This is a genomic window from Streptomyces sp. NPDC104761 (assembly GCF_055583445.1).
Map to the genome: position 1 here is coordinate 235,670 of NZ_JBVJNZ010000009.1, position 14,593 is coordinate 250,262.

General features: G+C 74.4%; 13 protein-coding genes. 10 read left to right on the forward strand and 3 right to left on the reverse strand.

Annotation, left to right across the window (positions count from 1 at the left end; all coding sequences use genetic code 11):
* Nucleotides 1-165: 165 nt before the first annotated feature.
* The 7 genes from ACZ63F_RS25125 to ACZ63F_RS25155 all read left to right on the forward strand — a co-directional run bounded on the left by ACZ63F_RS25125 (nt 166) and on the right by ACZ63F_RS25155 (nt 7,058).
* Nucleotides 166-708 carry a DUF5134 domain-containing protein gene (locus tag ACZ63F_RS25125; RefSeq protein WP_469713852.1) on the forward strand — a complete coding sequence of 181 codons (543 nt, stop codon included), beginning with the start codon at nt 166-168 and terminating at the stop codon, nt 706-708.
* A gap of 95 nt (nt 709-803) precedes the next feature.
* A complete protein-coding gene (locus ACZ63F_RS25130; protein ID WP_469713986.1) occupies nt 804-1,739 on the forward strand; it encodes a M56 family metallopeptidase in 936 nt (311 codons plus the stop codon).
* Nucleotides 1,740-1,795: 56 nt separating this feature from the next.
* Nucleotides 1,796-2,467, forward strand: a complete 672-nt coding sequence (locus ACZ63F_RS25135) for a phosphatase PAP2 family protein (RefSeq protein WP_469713853.1) — start codon at nt 1,796-1,798, stop codon at nt 2,465-2,467.
* 46 nt (nt 2,468-2,513) lie between these two features.
* Nucleotides 2,514-3,236 (forward strand): HAD family hydrolase, encoded by a 723-nt coding sequence (locus ACZ63F_RS25140; protein ID WP_469713854.1) that lies wholly within the window; start codon nt 2,514-2,516, stop codon nt 3,234-3,236.
* Between the two features lie 136 nt (nt 3,237-3,372).
* Nucleotides 3,373-4,059, forward strand: a complete 687-nt coding sequence (locus ACZ63F_RS25145) for a TetR/AcrR family transcriptional regulator (protein ID WP_469713855.1) — start codon at nt 3,373-3,375, stop codon at nt 4,057-4,059.
* A gap of 176 nt (nt 4,060-4,235) precedes the next feature.
* Nucleotides 4,236-5,579: an FAD-dependent oxidoreductase gene (locus ACZ63F_RS25150; protein ID WP_469713856.1), complete on the forward strand. Its 1,344-nt coding sequence runs from the start codon at nt 4,236-4,238 to the stop codon at nt 5,577-5,579.
* A 126-nt stretch (nt 5,580-5,705) separates the two neighbouring features.
* The gene (locus tag ACZ63F_RS25155) at nt 5,706-7,058 is read left to right on the forward strand and encodes a nucleobase:cation symporter-2 family protein (RefSeq protein WP_469713857.1); all 1,353 of its coding nucleotides are present in this window, start codon (nt 5,706-5,708) and stop codon (nt 7,056-7,058) included.
* 54 nt (nt 7,059-7,112) lie between these two features.
* Here ACZ63F_RS25155 and ACZ63F_RS25160 read toward each other — a convergent pair whose 3' ends face one another.
* Nucleotides 7,113-7,529 carry an ester cyclase gene (locus tag ACZ63F_RS25160; protein ID WP_469713858.1) on the reverse strand — a complete coding sequence of 139 codons (417 nt, stop codon included), beginning with the start codon at nt 7,527-7,529 and terminating at the stop codon, nt 7,113-7,115.
* 343 nt (nt 7,530-7,872) lie between these two features.
* A complete protein-coding gene (locus ACZ63F_RS25165) occupies nt 7,873-8,631 on the reverse strand; it encodes a PaaX family transcriptional regulator C-terminal domain-containing protein (RefSeq protein WP_469713859.1) in 759 nt (252 codons plus the stop codon).
* Nucleotides 8,632-8,703: 72 nt separating this feature from the next.
* Here ACZ63F_RS25165 and ACZ63F_RS25170 point away from each other — a divergent pair, with 72 nt between their 5' ends.
* Together ACZ63F_RS25170 and ACZ63F_RS25175 are read left to right on the forward strand one after the other, a co-directional pair.
* Nucleotides 8,704-10,365, forward strand: coding sequence for a DNA alkylation response protein (locus ACZ63F_RS25170; RefSeq protein ID WP_469713860.1), 1,662 nt, complete (start codon nt 8,704-8,706; stop codon nt 10,363-10,365).
* A gap of 129 nt (nt 10,366-10,494) precedes the next feature.
* Complete coding sequence (locus tag ACZ63F_RS25175; protein ID WP_469713861.1) at nt 10,495-12,480, forward strand: HEAT repeat domain-containing protein; 1,986 nt, start codon at nt 10,495-10,497, stop codon at nt 12,478-12,480.
* 51 nt (nt 12,481-12,531) lie between these two features.
* Here ACZ63F_RS25175 and ACZ63F_RS25180 read toward each other — a convergent pair whose 3' ends face one another.
* A complete protein-coding gene (locus ACZ63F_RS25180) occupies nt 12,532-13,152 on the reverse strand; it encodes an Rv1733c family protein (RefSeq protein WP_469713862.1) in 621 nt (206 codons plus the stop codon).
* A 344-nt stretch (nt 13,153-13,496) separates the two neighbouring features.
* On the opposite strand from ACZ63F_RS25180, the gene ACZ63F_RS25185 reads away from it, so the two are divergent.
* Entirely contained in the window at nt 13,497-14,582 is a 1,086-nt protein-coding gene (locus ACZ63F_RS25185) for a WD40/YVTN/BNR-like repeat-containing protein (protein ID WP_469713863.1), read from the forward strand.
* Nucleotides 14,583-14,593: the final 11 nt, after the last annotated feature.

A 14,593-nucleotide genomic window follows, 5' to 3' on the forward strand; every position in this document is an offset into this window, starting at 1 on the left:
ACCCATCAATTTAGCATGTGTTTTACCTGTAAAGCATTCTCGAACGCCCCTGGTCACCGGCTGTGCTCCGGCGAATGCTCCCCGTGTACACCCTTGCGCTCGCGTGCGCGCCGTACGGCCGGGGCATCGCATCCAACGACGAGACGTCGAGCGGGGAGGTGCGCCGTGCACGGACCGGCTTCGCCCGGCTGGCTGCTGGTCGCGCTGTGCGCGGCGACCGGGGCCTACTGCCTGCTGCGGATGCGCAGCAGCGTCCTGGAACAGCGGCGCGCCGCGGGCGGCGAGGCGCTGATGGGGTTCGGCATGGCCGTCATGGCCGTGCCCGCGACGGTGTTCACGCCGCCGGGGTGGGCCTGGCCGGCGTATGCGGCGGTGTTCGGCGCGGCCGCGCTGCGCGCCCTGTGGAGCGCCCGCAGCAGCTCGCACCATCTGCACCATCTGATCGGAGCGGCGGCGATGGTCTACATGGCGGTGGCGATGGCGGCCACCCCAGGCGCCCACCATCACGGCGGTGCCGGAGTCCCGCTGGTGACCGGGGTGCTGCTGCTCTACTTCACCGGCTACGTGCTGCTGTCCGGTGCGCGGCTCGTCCCGGTCGCGGCGGCCGCCGGGACGGGGGCCCTCCGGTGGGGCGACCGGCCGGAGTTGGCGCGGGCGTGCCGGCTGTCGATGGGGATCGGCATGGTGGCGATGCTGCTGGCACTGTGAGGACGTGACGGCACGCGCGGCGCAGACGTTGCTTGCGTCACTTTGGTGTCATGGCCCGTACCCGTGAGCGGTCCCCCGCTCATAGGGTGCTGGCCATGATGGTCCCCGTGGCACTGCTGCTGCTCGGCGCCCTGACCGCCGTGGCCGGCCCCCGGCTGCTCGCCCGGGCCGACTGGACGGACCGGGAGCCGGTGGTCGCGCTGTGGGTGTGGCAGTGCGTGGTGGCGGCCGTCCTGCTGTGCTGCGCGCTGTCGATGACGCTGAGCGCGGCGGCGGCCTGGCAGGCGGTGCGCGGACACGTCTTCGCGACCGCTCCGAGCGGGGTGGTGGACGCCTACGCGCTGGGCACGACCGGCCCGTGGGCGGCGGTGACCGCGGTGGCGCTCGCCTGCGCCGGGCTGTGGAGCGGGGCGATGCTGGTACGGGAGATCGCCCGGGCCAGGGCCCGACGCAACCGGCAGCAGGCCGAACTGCTGCTCAGGTCGCCGCTGTTGCCCGGCGAGCAACCGGCCGGCGGTCGGCTCGTCGTCCTCGAGGGGGAGCGCCCGGATGCCTGGTGGCTGCCCGGCGCGGCACCCCGACTCGTCGTGACGACGGCCGCGTTGCGGCGCCTGAAGGGGCGTCAGCTGGACGCGGTCCTCGCCCACGAGCAGGGCCACGCACAGGCCCGGCACGACTGGTTGCTGCACTGTTCGGCCGCGCTGGCGGGCGGGTTCCCGCAGATCCCGGTGTTCGCCGCGTTCCGGGACGAGATGCACCGGCTGGTCGAACTGGCCGCCGACGACGTGGCCTCGCGGCGCCACGGCCGCCTCACCACCGCGCTCGCCCTGGTCGAACTCAACGAGGACCGCGGGGTGTTCGGCCCCGGGCCGGCCCCGCACGCCCATGTCCCGCAGCGGGTCGACCGGTTGCTCACCGCCCCTGACCGCCTCCCCGCCCGGCACCGGCTGCGGCTGACCGCGACGGCCGCCCTGGTCCCGGTCGTCCCGGTACTGGTGGCGCTCGTACCGAGCCTGCGCGCCCTCGGGTAGAGCCGTACCCGTCAGGGGAATTGCCCCGCGGGCAATGATTCGGCAAAGATCACGTCATGTTCCCCCCACCCGGCGACCGCCCGGCCCCCCTGCTCACGACCGCCGTCCTCGCCCTGTCGTCGGCGCTGCTGCTGGCCCTCGTCGCCGGCGAGTGGCCTCCCCTGGTCGCGGTGGACGAGGGCATCGCCGAGAGCGCCCACCGCCGGGCCGTGGCCGACCACGGCACCACACAGGTGCTGCGGGTCCTGGCGGACTGGGTCTGGGACCCGCTGACCATGCGTCTGCTGTGCGCCGCGGTCGCGGTGTGGCTGGTGTGGCGGCACTCGGCGTGGCGTACCGCGCTGTGGCTGAGCCTGACCTGTGCGTTCGGCACGGTCGCCCAGCAGTCCCTGAAGGCCGCCGTGGGCCGCCCGCGTCCGGTGTGGCCGGATCCGGTCGACTCCGCCCGTTACCCGGCCTTCCCGTCCGGGCACGCCATGACGGCGACGGTGGTCTGCGGCCTGCTGCTGTGGCTGCTGCACCGCTTGGGCGCCGGTCGCGCGATACGGCGCACGGCCCTCGCCGCGGCCGGGCTCTCGGTCGTGGGCGTCGGCCTGACCCGGGTGTGGCTCGGCGTCCACTGGCCCTCGGACGTGCTCGGCGGCTGGCTGCTCGGCGCCCTGGTGGTGGCGCTGGCGGTGCTGGCGTACGAGGGGGAGCGCGACGGCCGGGGACGCCCCCGACGGTAGCCCCTCCGCGGCCCGTGCCGCACCGGCCGTCGGTAGAGTCCGGCACATGACTGCCGTGCTCTTCGACTTCTCCGGGACCCTCTTCCGTATCGAGTCCACCGAATCCTGGCTGCGGGCGGTACTCGCCGAGGCCGGAGTACCGCTCAGCGAGGCCGAGTTGACCGATGCGGCGCGGGCGCTCGAGACGGCCGGGGCACAGCCCGGCGGGGCCTTCCCGGCCGAGCTGCCCGCGGAACTGTCCGACGTGTGGGCGGTGCGCGACGAGAGCGCGGAACTGCACCGGGCCGCCTACACCGGCCTGTCCCGCCGGGTGACGCTGCCCGACCCGGCCCTGCACGACGCCCTGTACGAGCGGCACATGGACCCGCGGGCGTGGTCCCCGTATCCGGACGCGGCACGGGTCCTCGGCACGCTGCGCGAGCACGGCGTCGGGGTCGGCGTGGTCAGCAACATCGGCTGGGACCTGCGCCCGGTCTTCCGCGAGCACGGGCTCGACGCCTACGTGGACACGTACGTCCTGTCGTACGAACACGGCGTCCAGAAGCCGGATCCCCGGCTCTTCACGGTCGCGCTGGAGGCGCTCGGTGCCAAGGCGGAGGAGACGCTGATGGTCGGGGACAGCAGGGCGGCCGACGGCGGTGCGGCGGCGCTCGGCTGCCGCGTGCACTTCGTGGACCACCTGCCGGTGGCCGAACGCCCGGACGCGCTGCTCGCGGTCCTGGACCTGGTGGGCGCGGCCCGCCGACCGGTCACGCCCACCCAGGTCTGACCTGTCGCGCCGTCCGCCCGAGACGCTCCCCCGTGTCGCCCCGGACGGACGGCAGCCCTGAACAGGCCCCGCACAGGGCGGTGCCGACTGCGTCGATTATAGTTGGCTGGCAGCCAGTCAACGCAGGAGTTCCAGGATGTCCCCCCGCAGCCCCTCGGTCAATGAAGAATTGCGCAGGCGCTCGCGTGAGCGGCTGCTGCAGGCCGCGGTGGAGCTGGTCGACGAGCACGGTTTCGAGGCGACCACGCTGGGTGCCATCGCGGACCGGGCGGGGTCGGCGCGCGGACTGGTGTCGTACTACTTCCCCGGCAAGCGCCAGCTGGTCCAGTCCGCCGTGCACCGGCTGATGCACCGCACGCTGGAGGAGGCGCTGGAACACGAGCCGCACACCGAGGACGGACGGGAGCGGCTGGCCCGGGCCATCGACGCGATCCTGGGGCTCGCGCAGGACCGGCCGGTGCTGATGCGCCAGCACATGGCGGGCCTGCTCCAGGCCGAGGGCTTCGTGCAGTGCCCCGAGCAGCGGCGGCTGGCGGAGCTGCTGGGCGACACCGTCGCCCGCTACGGCTCGCACCACGTCGAGGCCGACTACCCCATGCTGCGCGCCATGCTGATGGGCGCGGTGTACGCGGCGCTGGTGCCCGGTGTGCCGATGCCGATCCCGGCGCTGCGGGCGGAGCTGTTCGAGCGCTACGGGCTCGACCTCGAGCTGGGCCTGCCCCGGGAGTCCGCGACCACGGCCGAACGGCGGGACCTGTCCCGGTTCTTCGCCACCGAGGACCGGCCCGAGCCCGGCTCGGAGCCCGGACCCGAAGCCGGCTAGGCGGCTCCCGGGCTCGGGACGGTCCGCAGCGGACGTTTCTCGCGGCTGCACAACGCGCTCACATGATCACACTCCGGGCACGCTGACACGCATGCACGTCACCCCAGCGGCTCCTGCCCAGGCGGCCGGCCCGGTGGGATGCTGGAACCACCAGCCCCTCGGGCAAGGAGTCCCCCGTGTTGCGTGTCGCCGTCGTCGGCTCCGGGCCGAGCGGGTGCTACACCGCCCAGAACCTCGTCCAGCTCGACCCCACGGTGTGCGTGGACGTCCTGGACCGGCTGCCGTGCCCGTACGGCCTGGTGCGGTACGGCGTCGCCCCGGACCACGAGAAGATCAAGTCGCTGCAGGGGAACCTGCGCACCGTGCTGGAGCACGAGCGGGTGCGGTTCCTCGGCGGAGTGCGGGTCGGGGGCGCGGGCGGGCTGCCCGTGGAGCGGCTCCGGGAGCTGTACCACGCGGTGGTGTACTGCGTGGGCGCCGCGACCGACCGGCGGCTCGGGATTCCCGGCGAGGAACTGCCGGGCAGCTGGTCGGCGACCGAGTTCGTGTCCTGGTACAGCGCGCATCCGGACGCCGTCGACGCCGGGTTCGTGCGCGACGCCCGGTCGGCGGTGGTCATCGGGGTCGGCAACGTCGCGGTGGACGTGGCGCGGATGCTGGTCCGGGGCATGGCGGAGCTGAGCCCCACCGACATGCCGCAGGCGGCCCTGACGGCACTGGCGGCGAGCCGGATAAGAGAGGTCCATGTGGTGGGCCGGCGGGGGCCCTCGCAGGCGCGGTTCACCACGAAGGAGCTGCGCGAGCTGGCCGGGCTGCCGGAGACCGGAGTCCGGGTGGAGCCGGACGACCTGGCGCTCGATCCGGCCTGCGCCGATCCGTCCGCGCTGCCCGCCGCCCAGCGCCGCAACGTGGAGGTGCTGCGCGGCTGGGCCGAGGCCGGCGCCCGGGGCGCGGACCGCAGCATCCGGTTGCGCTTCTTCCTGCGCCCGGTGGAACTGCTCGACGACGGCGGCCGGGTGGGCGCGGTGCTCTTCGAGCGCACCGAGCCGGACGGCAGCGGCGGGGTGCGCGGCACCGGGCGGTACGAGACCATCGAGGCGCAGCTGGTGCTGCGGTCGGTCGGTTACCGCGGAGTGCCGCTGGAGGGGCTCCCGTTCGACGAGGAGAGCGGCACCGTGCCGCACGAGGCGGGCCGGGTCCTGGACAGCTGCTTCGGCGTGCCCGGCGACTACGTGGCCGGCTGGATCAAGCGCGGCCCGACCGGCGTCATCGGCACCAACCGGCCCGACGCCAAGGAGACGGTGACCTCCCTCCTGGAGGACGCGCCGGCGCTGCTGCGCAAGGCGGTGCCGGAGGATCCGGTCGCCGCACTCCGCTCGGCCGGCATCGAGCCGGTCCCGTGGACGGGATGGCAGGCGATCGAGCGGGCCGAGGCGGCGCTCGGCGCCCGGCTCGGCCGGAGCGTGGTCAAGCTGGCCGACTGGAACTCCCTGCTGGCGGCGGCGCGGCCCGGGTCGTAGCGGAGCGGGATCCGCCCGCGTCCAGGTGGGCATGACACGTATCGGCAACAGACCGGAAATCAACAAACTGTTCAAACCGCTTACGGTCTCGTGCTGTCCGGATGTCGTCCCCGCTCTGGAGTCCCCATGGCCACCACCAGCGCCTCCGTCCATCCCGTCGACGAAGTCCCACCCGCACGGCAGTTGACCGCGTTCGGCCTCCAGCACGTGCTCGCGATGTACGCGGGCGCGGTCGCCGTCCCGCTGATCGTGGGCGGCGCGATGAAGCTGTCGCCCGCCGACCTGGCGTACCTGATCACCGCCGACCTGCTGGTGTGCGGCATCGCCACGCTCATCCAGTGCGTCGGCTTCTGGCGCTTCGGCGTCCGGCTGCCGATCATGCAGGGCTGCACGTTCGCGGCGGTCTCGCCGATGGTCCTCATCGGCACGACGGGCGGCGGACTGCCCGCGATCTACGGCTCGGTGATCGTCGCAGGCCTGGCGATCATGCTCCTGGCACCCGTCTTCGGCAGGCTGCTGCGCTTCTTCCCGCCCCTGGTCACCGGCACGGTGATCCTGGTCATCGGGGTCTCGCTGCTGCCGGTGGCCGGCAACTGGGCGGCGGGCGGCGCCGGTGCGAAGGACTTCGGGGAGCCTAAGAACCTGGCGCTGGCGGCCTTCGTGCTCGCGGTGGTGCTCGGTGTGCAGCGGTTCGCGCCCGCCTACCTCGCGCGGATCGCGGTCCTGATCGGCATCGCGGTGGGCCTGGCGGTGGCGGTGCCCTTCGGGTTCACGGACTTCAGCGGGGTCGGGGACGCCGACTGGCTCGGCATCAGCACGCCGTTCCACTTCGGGGCGCCCACGTTCCGGGCCTCGGCGATCGTCTCCATGCTGGTGGTGGCCCTGGTCACGATGACCGAGACGACCGGTGACCTGCTCGCGGTCGGCGAGCTGACCGGCCGGCGCGTCGAGGCGCGCTCCCTCGCCGACGGCCTGCGCGCCGACGGCCTCTCGACCGTCCTCGGCGGTGTCTTCAACACCTTCCCGTACACGGCGTTCGCGCAGAACGTGGGCCTGGTCGGGATGACCCGGGTGCGCAGCCGCTGGGTGGTCGCGGCGGCCGGCGGCATCCTGGTCCTGCTCGGCCTGCTGCCCAAGCTGGGCGCGGTGGTCGCGGCGATTCCGGCTCCGGTGCTGGGCGGCGCGGGCCTGGTGATGTTCGGCACGGTCGCGGCGAGCGGCCTGCGCACGCTGGCGGCCGTCGACTTCACGGGCAACAACAACCTGACGGTGGTCGCCGTCTCCGTGGCGGTGGGCGTGCTGCCGGTGGGCGTGCCGACGGTCTACGCGCAGTTCCCCGACTGGTTCCAGACGGTGATGAACAGCGGCATCAGCGCGGGCTGCCTGACGGCGATCGTCCTGAATTTGCTCTTCAACCACCTGCCGTCGAGGGCGGATTCGGCTCCGGGGACGGTCCCCACCGGAGCCGAGTCCGCATAGCTCGACCGGCCGCCGCATCCTGGCGGGCGGCGGCCCCACCGGGCCGCGCCCGTCTCACACCTCGACGAGGCCGAGCTGGCGCAGCATGCCGAGTTCGTCGCTGCTGCCCCACCGTTCGACGAGTTTGCCGTCGCGGTCGAAGCGGCTGATCTGCATGCCCCGGTAGCTGGCCTTCCTGCCGGTCGCCGGATGCCCCATCAGCGGCCCCAGGTGCGTCCCGGAGATGACGTAGGCGAAGGCCAGCTCGTCGTCGGTGGCGACCAGGTGCTCCACCTGGAGGCTCAAGTCGGGGAAGGCCGTTCGCAGTTCGCCGAACATGGTCTTGTACCCGCCGGGCCCGGGCCCCTGTCCCGGAGCGGGATCGTGGTCGGTCGCGTCGGCCGCGACGATCCCGTCGAGGGCATCGAGGTCGCCGGTGACGACGGCCTCTCCGAAAGCGGTCTGCGCGGCGATGTTCGTCTGCTGAGCCATGGGCACTCCCGGAGCGTCTGGGCCACTGGCCTGGGGTCGGCTGCGAAGCGCATGCACACGGTGGTTCGACCGTACACCGCTCCCCCGGCGCGGGCACGTCCGCGCGACGGGCCCGCCGGGCAACCGCTCTCCGCCCGGTCTCACGCGTTGCGGTGAGCGGCCTCGTGCAGGTGGGCGACCAGCGCCGCCCGGCGGGTGCGCTCCACCGGGATCCCGAGCCCGCCGAGCGCCCGGATCTCCCGCGCGGGCCGGCCCGCTGATCCGCATGTCTCTCACCTCGACGAACGCCGAACCCTGCCCCCGAGGGCAAGGTCAAGCGTCTCGCCGGAGCCTGCCGCCGGGATCATCCGGCCCAGGTCCCGGCCGGCCCGCCCAGTTCCGCCCGGTACCGCGCGTACGCGGCGCGCAGTTCGTCGCCCGGCCAGTGGGCGGGCAGGAGCTCCGGGGGCAGCACGGGGTCGGTCAGCAGGTGGCGTACCGCCGCCGCGAAGACCGTGAAGCGGTCGGCCGGGAGGCGGGACGCGGACGCCCGGGCCAGGAGGGCGCGGGCGGTGGCCGACCAGGTGGTCAACGGCCAGAGGTCGGCGGCCAGCTCGGGGGCGGGGCGGTCGGGGCGGGCCGTGTAGGACTGGGTGGTCGCCGCGAGGTCGGCGGGAACCGGTCTCGCCAGGTTCGCCGGGCGGAGCCAGACGCCCTCGCGGAGTTCGGCCAGGCGCAGGGAGGTCAGGCGGGTACGCAGGTCGGCGCGTGCGGCGGGGTCGCGGCCCGTGGCCGTGACGACCAGCATCTCCCACTCGCCTCGCCACGCGCGCGTGCGGGGCCGTACCGCCTCGTCCTGGCGGCGCTGGCGGGCCAGCAGCCGGTCGCTGAGGCCGTAGACGGCGTCGCCGGTGCGGCGCAGGTCGCCGGCGGCCGTCATGCGGCTGAGCGCGGCGCGGAGCGTGGAGCCGCCGATCCCGAAGGGCTCGACGAACCGGATCAGGTCCTTCACCGGCAGCTCCGGCGGATGCGTGCCCAGCAGCAGGCTCAGCACGACCGACCGGGCGGACAGGGGCGGCAGGCCGACGTCGGCGGGCTCGGCGGACACGTCCTTCATGCGCATGGTCACGTACTGTACGTGCGGCCTGTTGTTGCACTATTGCTGCGACCGCAGGATTAATGCAACAGTGCAGTCATGGACCCGACCGCCGCACTCCCGCAGCCGCAGTACGCCACCCACGACGTCACCAACCAGCCGCCCCCGCTCGCCCCGTACGACGCCGCCGACGACCCGGCCCTGATCGAGGGGCTGCGCCGGGAAGGGGCGGGGTGGGCCGAGGCGGGGATCCGGCGGCTCGGGGCACGGGCCGGGAGCGCCGAGGCGCAGGAGTGGGGCGAGCTGGCCAACCGGCACGAGCCGGAGCTGCGCACCCACGACCGGTACGGCAACCGGATCGACGAGGTCGACTTCCACCCCAGCTGGCACCACCTGATGCGGGCGGCGGTGGAGGAGGGCCTGGCCGGGGCGGCCTGGGCGGACGACCGGCCGGGGGCCCATGTCGCGCGGACGGCGGGCGGACTGGTGTGGGGCCACACCGAATCCGGCCACGGGTGTCCGACGTCCATGACGTACGCCGCCGTCCCGGCACTGCGCGCCCAGCCCGAGCTGGCCAAGGTGTACGAACCGCTGCTGACCAGCCGGGAGTACGAGCCGGGGCTGCGCGTGCCCACGCAGAAGCCGGGGCTGCTCGCCGGGATGGGCATGACCGAGAAGCAGGGCGGCTCCGACGTACGGACGAACACGACGGCCGCCACGCCCACCGCCGAGCCGGGCGTCTACACCCTGCGCGGGCACAAGTGGTTCACCTCGGCGCCGATGTGCGACGTCTTCCTGGTGCTGGCCCAGGCGCCGGGCGGCCTGTCCTGCTTCCTCGTGCCGCGCGTGCTCCCGGACGGCAGCCGCAACGCGTTCCGCATCCAGCGGCTGAAGGACAAGCTCGGCAACCGATCCAACGCGTCCTCCGAGCCGGAGTTCGACGGGACCGTGGCCTGGCTGGTCGGAGCCGAGGGACGGGGGGTGAAGACCATCATCGAGATGGTCAACTGCACCCGGCTCGACTGCGTGATGAACTCCGCGACCCTGATGCGCAGGACGCTCGTCGAGGCCGGCCATCATGTGCGCCATCGCAGCGCGTTCGGGGCGCGGCTCGTCGACCAGCCGCTGATGCGCAATGTGCTGGCCGACCTGGCGGTGGAGTCGGAGGCCGCGACCACGCTGACCCTGCGGCTCGCGGGGGCGGCGGACCGCGCGGTGCGCGGGGACGAGCAGGAGCGGGCCTTCCGGCGGATCGCGACCGCCGTCGGCAAGTACTGGGTCACCAAACGGGGCCCGGCCTTCACCGCGGAGGCCCTGGAGTGCCTGGGCGGCAACGGCTACGTCGAGGACTCCGGCATGCCCCGGCACTACCGCGAGGCGCCGCTGCTGTCGATCTGGGAGGGTTCGGGGAACGTCAACGCGCTCGACGTGCTGCGCGCGCTGTCCCGCGAACCGGGCGCCGCCGACGCCCTGTTCGGCGAACTCGCGCTCGCGCGCGGCGCGGACGCCCGGCTGGACGCGACCGTGACCCGGCTGAAGAACGAATTGGCCGAGACCGATCAGGTGGGCGCGCGCCGACTGGTCGAGCGGATGGCGCTCGCGCTCCAGGCCGCGCTGCTGGTCCGGTACGCCCCGGCCGCCGTCGCGGACGCCTTCTGCGCCTCCAGGCTCGGCGGCGACTGGGGGCACGCCTTCGGCACCCTGCCCGCCGGCACCGGGTTCGACGCGATCCTGGAGCGGGCCCTTCCTGGCCGGAACTGATCCCCGCGCGATCCGCGGGCGGCCGCCGGCCGTCGGCGGATCGCACACAGTTGCCGTCCGATTCCGCATCGTTGTCAGTGCGGTGGTGCAGACTCCGGAACAGGTGGTACTCGTCCGGGGAGGACAACGGTGTTCACGGGGATCGACGAGGTCGACTGGGCCTCGCTGCGGCACGCGTACGGCAGCGCGGCGGACGTGCCCGGACTGCTGCGCGGACTGGCCTCGCCGGACGCGGCCGAGCGGCAGGCCGCGCTCGACGGGATGTACGGCTCGGTGCACCACCAGGGCAACGTGTACGACGCGACACTCGCCTGCGTCCCGTTCCTCTTCGCGCTCGCCTCCCGCCCGGAGGTGCGGGACCGGGGCGCCATAGTCGAACTGCTGGCCAGCATCGGCGCGGAGAGCGCCGGTCCCCGGGCCGGCGCCGCCGTCCGCGCCGGCGCCGAGGCGCTCGTCCCGCTGGCCGACGACCCGTGCCCCGGGGTGCGCCGCGCAGTGCCCGGGGCGCTGGTCCGTTTCCTCGACGAACCGGAGCGGGTGCTGGCGCTGTTACGGCGGCGGAGCACGGTCGAGCGCGACGAGCAGGTGCTGCTCGCCCTGACCGAGGCCCTCGGGCTGTTCGTCCGGTGCCGTCTCGAACGGGCGGCCGGGGCAGTGGAGTTGCTGGCCGCGCAGAGCCGGCCGCCGTACGCGCCGGCAGCCCGGCTGGCCGCCCTCGGGCAGTTGGGCCTCGGTGCGCCGGAGCGGCTGCCCTCCGACCTGGTGCCGACCGCGGTCCGGCTGCTCAGGGAGCGTTCGGAGCGGCGGTCGGCCGGTCCGGACCGGGCCGACGCCGACACCCTGGTCGGCCGGATACGGCGGCTGCGGCCCTCGGACGAGGAGGGCGCGTATCTGCTGCGCACCCTGCACCGGGCGCTGGACGACCGGGTGGCGGACCGGATCGCGCTGCTCGTCGGCCAGTTGAGCAGCCCGGACCCGATGGACCGGTGCAACGCGGTGTGGATGTCGGCCGGTCTGTTCCGTGGCTGGCGGGCCGACTTCTCGGCGGCGGTCTCACTGATAGGCAGGCAACTGGGGTTCGAGCAGGACCAGTTGCGGGACGCGGCGGTCTCGGTGCTGGTGGATCTGTTCGGGCTGGCCGCGCCGGCCGCCGACGAGCTGCACGCGCTGGTGACCGTGCGGCCCGACCTGTGGGTGCACACCTGGGAGCGCGGCAGACCCTCGCTGGGCGGTCCGCTGAAGGCGCTGGCCAGAAGCGGCGATCCGCGCGCGGTGCCGGCCCTGTCCCAGCTGCTGGCGAGACCGGTGGTGCCCGGTGGGCTGGGCTTCGAGATCGTGCATCTGGGCCCGGCGGCCGCCCCGCTCGCGCCCGCGCTGCGGCGCCGGCTCGGCCAGGTCGACCCGGACTCGCCCGAGGCGGCCGAAGTGGCCGCGCCGCTGCTGGCGGCCGTCACCGCCCTCAAGGACCCGGCGGCGGTGCCCGAGGTGCTGCGGCTGCTGCGCGGCGCACCGGACGGGCTGGGGGCCAGGGAGGCCCTCGTCGGACAGGCGGTGCGGGCGCTCGACGTCCTGGGTACGGCGGCCCGGGCGGCGGCGCCGGTCCTGCGCGGGCTCCTGGACACCCGGCACGCGGCCCTGGCGGCGGGGGCGCTGTGGTCGGCGGAGGGGGACGAGGCGGCGGTACTCTCCGTGCTGCTGCGGGAGCTCGCGCACGGCCGCAGCCGCAGTGCGCGGACGGCCGCCGAGCAGCTGGGCCGGCTGGGAGCGGCCGCCCGCGGCGCGCTGCCGGCGCTGCGCCGGCTGGCCGGGTCCGGCAGGGTCCGGGAACGGGTGGCGGCGGCCGAGGCGTGGTGGCGGATCGACGGGGATCCGGAACCCGTACTCCCGGTGTTCCGGGCCGCCTGGTCGGAGAACCCCTGCACCCGGGGCGCGATCGCCGGGTGTCTGGCCGAGATGGGCCCGGCGGGTGCCCCGCTGGGCGACCTGGTGGCGGCCGAAGTCGCCTGCGCCCGGCGGCACACGGCGCGGCCGGGCGGGTACGGCAGCCACGACATCGCCCAGGACGAGCGGCTGCTCGCCGACTGCCGCCGGGCACTGGCCCAGCACTCCCCGTGAACCGGCGGCCGGGCCGCTCGGCCCGGCCGCGGGGACCGCCGGGCTCCTGAGTCAGCCGGTCATCCGGCCCCACTGCGGTCCGAGCCGGGCCCATTCCGCGTCCCAGCGGTCCATCCGCCGCCGCTCCAGCCGGCCGCGCGCCACCAGACCGGCGACGAACGGGACGGCGGCCGCGCTCAGCCCGACCAGGCCGCCGATCAGCGCGGAGCGCAGGTGTGCCTCTGCGGCGGTGGCGGGCCGGGTGACGAGGTGCCCCTCGAGGTCCGTCCAGACGGTGACCGGCGTGCCGACCCTGCTGCCGGCCGGGACCCGCGCCTGACCGGAGTGCGCGGAACCGTCGGCCACGGTCCAGCCCACACGCGCCCAGACCCGTTCGCCGTTCGACGAGTCGGAGGACTCGGAGGATCCCGAGGAGCCGGACTTCGTGCCCGCCGAGCCGGGGGCCTTGTCCAGGACACGGGCCACGACCGGGTGCCACTCGACCCGCTCGCGGGCCAGGCCGTCCTCGACCGACCGGGCCGCCGCGAGGCCGGCGAACACCCCGGCCAGCAGGGTCAGAAGCCAGGCGCCGAGCAGCACCCAGGCCTCCATCGTGTCGGCACGGCGCTTCAGCGGGTTGCGCCGCCAGCGCCACAGCCAGACCTTCGGACCACGGAACGCCTTCAAAGGCATCCTCCTCACGCGCGCACGGACAGCCCGGACCGCCCTCCCATACGGGAGCGGCCGCCCTGTTGCTCACGGGCGAACTCCGAGTCGACGGTCGCACGACCGACCCCGCTCGCGCAGGCGTCTTCCGGAACGCGTTCCGCCGTCTTGTCCGGCCGGCCGACACGGCGGCTCCGACCTGCGCCGACGCCGGCTCTCGGGTGACTGTCAGTGGTGGGGTGCAGACTGGCCGATGTCCGAGTGCCGGCTGTGGCAGGAACTGTGCGCGCGAGTGCGCACCGGACTGCGGCCAGGACGGTGACAAGGACTCTGACAAGGACTGTGACAAGGACGTCATGGAGGTGATCGGCATGACCGAGGTACTGCTCGCCGTGGGGACCCGCAAGGGGCTCTTCCTCGGCAGGCGGCGAGGTGGCGCCTGGGAGTTCGACGAGCGTCCCTGCTTCAACGCGCAGGCGATCTACTCGGTCGCCATCGACACCCGGGGCGCGCGGCCCCGGCTCCTGGCGGGCGGCGACAGCGCGCACTGGGGACCCTCCGTCTTCCACTCCGACGACCTGGGCCGCACCTGGACCGAACCGGCCCGGCCCGCCGTGAAGTTCCCCAAGGACACCGGTGCCTCCCTGGAGCGGGTCTGGCAGCTCCACCCGGCCGCCGCCGAGCCGGACGTGGTCTACGCGGGCACCGAACCGGCCGCGCTGTACCGGTCCGAGGACCGGGGAGAGAGCTTCGAGCTGGTCCGGCCGCTGTGGGAGCACCCGACCCGCGACAAGTGGGTACCGGGCGGCGGCGGTGAGGGCCTGCACACCGTGGTCACCGACCGGCGCGACCCGAAGGCGGTGACGGTCGCCGTCTCGACGGCCGGCGTGTTCCGCACCGGCGACGGCGGCGCGAGCTGGACGCCGTCCAACTCCGGTGTCTCCGCGGTCTTCCTGCCGGACCCCGACCCGGAGTTCGGCCAGTGCGTGCACAAGATCGCGCAGGACGCCGGGGATCCGGACCGGCTGTACCTGCAGAACCACTGGGGCGTGTACCGGAGCGACGACGCGGGGGCGCACTGGACCGACATCGGCGCGGGGCTGCCGTCCACGTTCGGTTTCGCGGCGGCCGCCCATCCGCACCGCGGGGGCACGGCGTACGTCTTCCCGATCAACGCGGACGCCGACCGGGTGCCCGCCCGGCACCGCTGCCGGGTCTTCCGCACGGCCGACGCGGGCCGGACCTGGGAGCCGCTGTCGGCGGGACTGCCGCCGGAGGACCACTACGGCACGGTGCTGCGCGACGCGCTCTGCACGGACGACGCGGATCCGGCCGGCGTGTACTTCGGCAACCGCAACGGCGAGGTGTTCGCCTCGGCCGACGACGGCGACAGCTGGCGCCAGTTGGCCTCCCACCTGCCGGACGTGCTGTGCGTGCGGGCGGCGGTCGTCGCCTGAGGCCGGGTCCC

Excerpts from the sequence above, each read along its gene's own strand:
- ACZ63F_RS25130 (WP_469713986.1), top strand. The coding sequence starts at position 804 with ATGATGGTCCCCGTGGCACTGCTGCTGCTCGGCGCCCTGACCGCCGTG.
- ACZ63F_RS25135 (WP_469713853.1), top strand. The coding sequence starts at position 1,796 with ATGTTCCCCCCACCCGGCGACCGCCCGGCCCCCCTGCTCACGACCGCC.
- ACZ63F_RS25140 (WP_469713854.1), top strand. The coding sequence starts at position 2,514 with ATGACTGCCGTGCTCTTCGACTTCTCCGGGACCCTCTTCCGTATCGAG.
- ACZ63F_RS25145 (WP_469713855.1), top strand. The coding sequence starts at position 3,373 with ATGTCCCCCCGCAGCCCCTCGGTCAATGAAGAATTGCGCAGGCGCTCG.
- ACZ63F_RS25155 (WP_469713857.1), top strand. The coding sequence starts at position 5,706 with ATGGCCACCACCAGCGCCTCCGTCCATCCCGTCGACGAAGTCCCACCC.
- ACZ63F_RS25160 (WP_469713858.1), bottom strand. The coding sequence starts at position 7,529 with ATGGCTCAGCAGACGAACATCGCCGCGCAGACCGCTTTCGGAGAGGCC.
- ACZ63F_RS25165 (WP_469713859.1), bottom strand. The coding sequence starts at position 8,631 with ATGCGCATGAAGGACGTGTCCGCCGAGCCCGCCGACGTCGGCCTGCCG.
- ACZ63F_RS25170 (WP_469713860.1), top strand. The coding sequence starts at position 8,704 with ATGGACCCGACCGCCGCACTCCCGCAGCCGCAGTACGCCACCCACGAC.
- ACZ63F_RS25180 (WP_469713862.1), bottom strand. The coding sequence starts at position 13,152 with ATGCCTTTGAAGGCGTTCCGTGGTCCGAAGGTCTGGCTGTGGCGCTGG.
- ACZ63F_RS25185 (WP_469713863.1), top strand. The coding sequence starts at position 13,497 with ATGACCGAGGTACTGCTCGCCGTGGGGACCCGCAAGGGGCTCTTCCTC.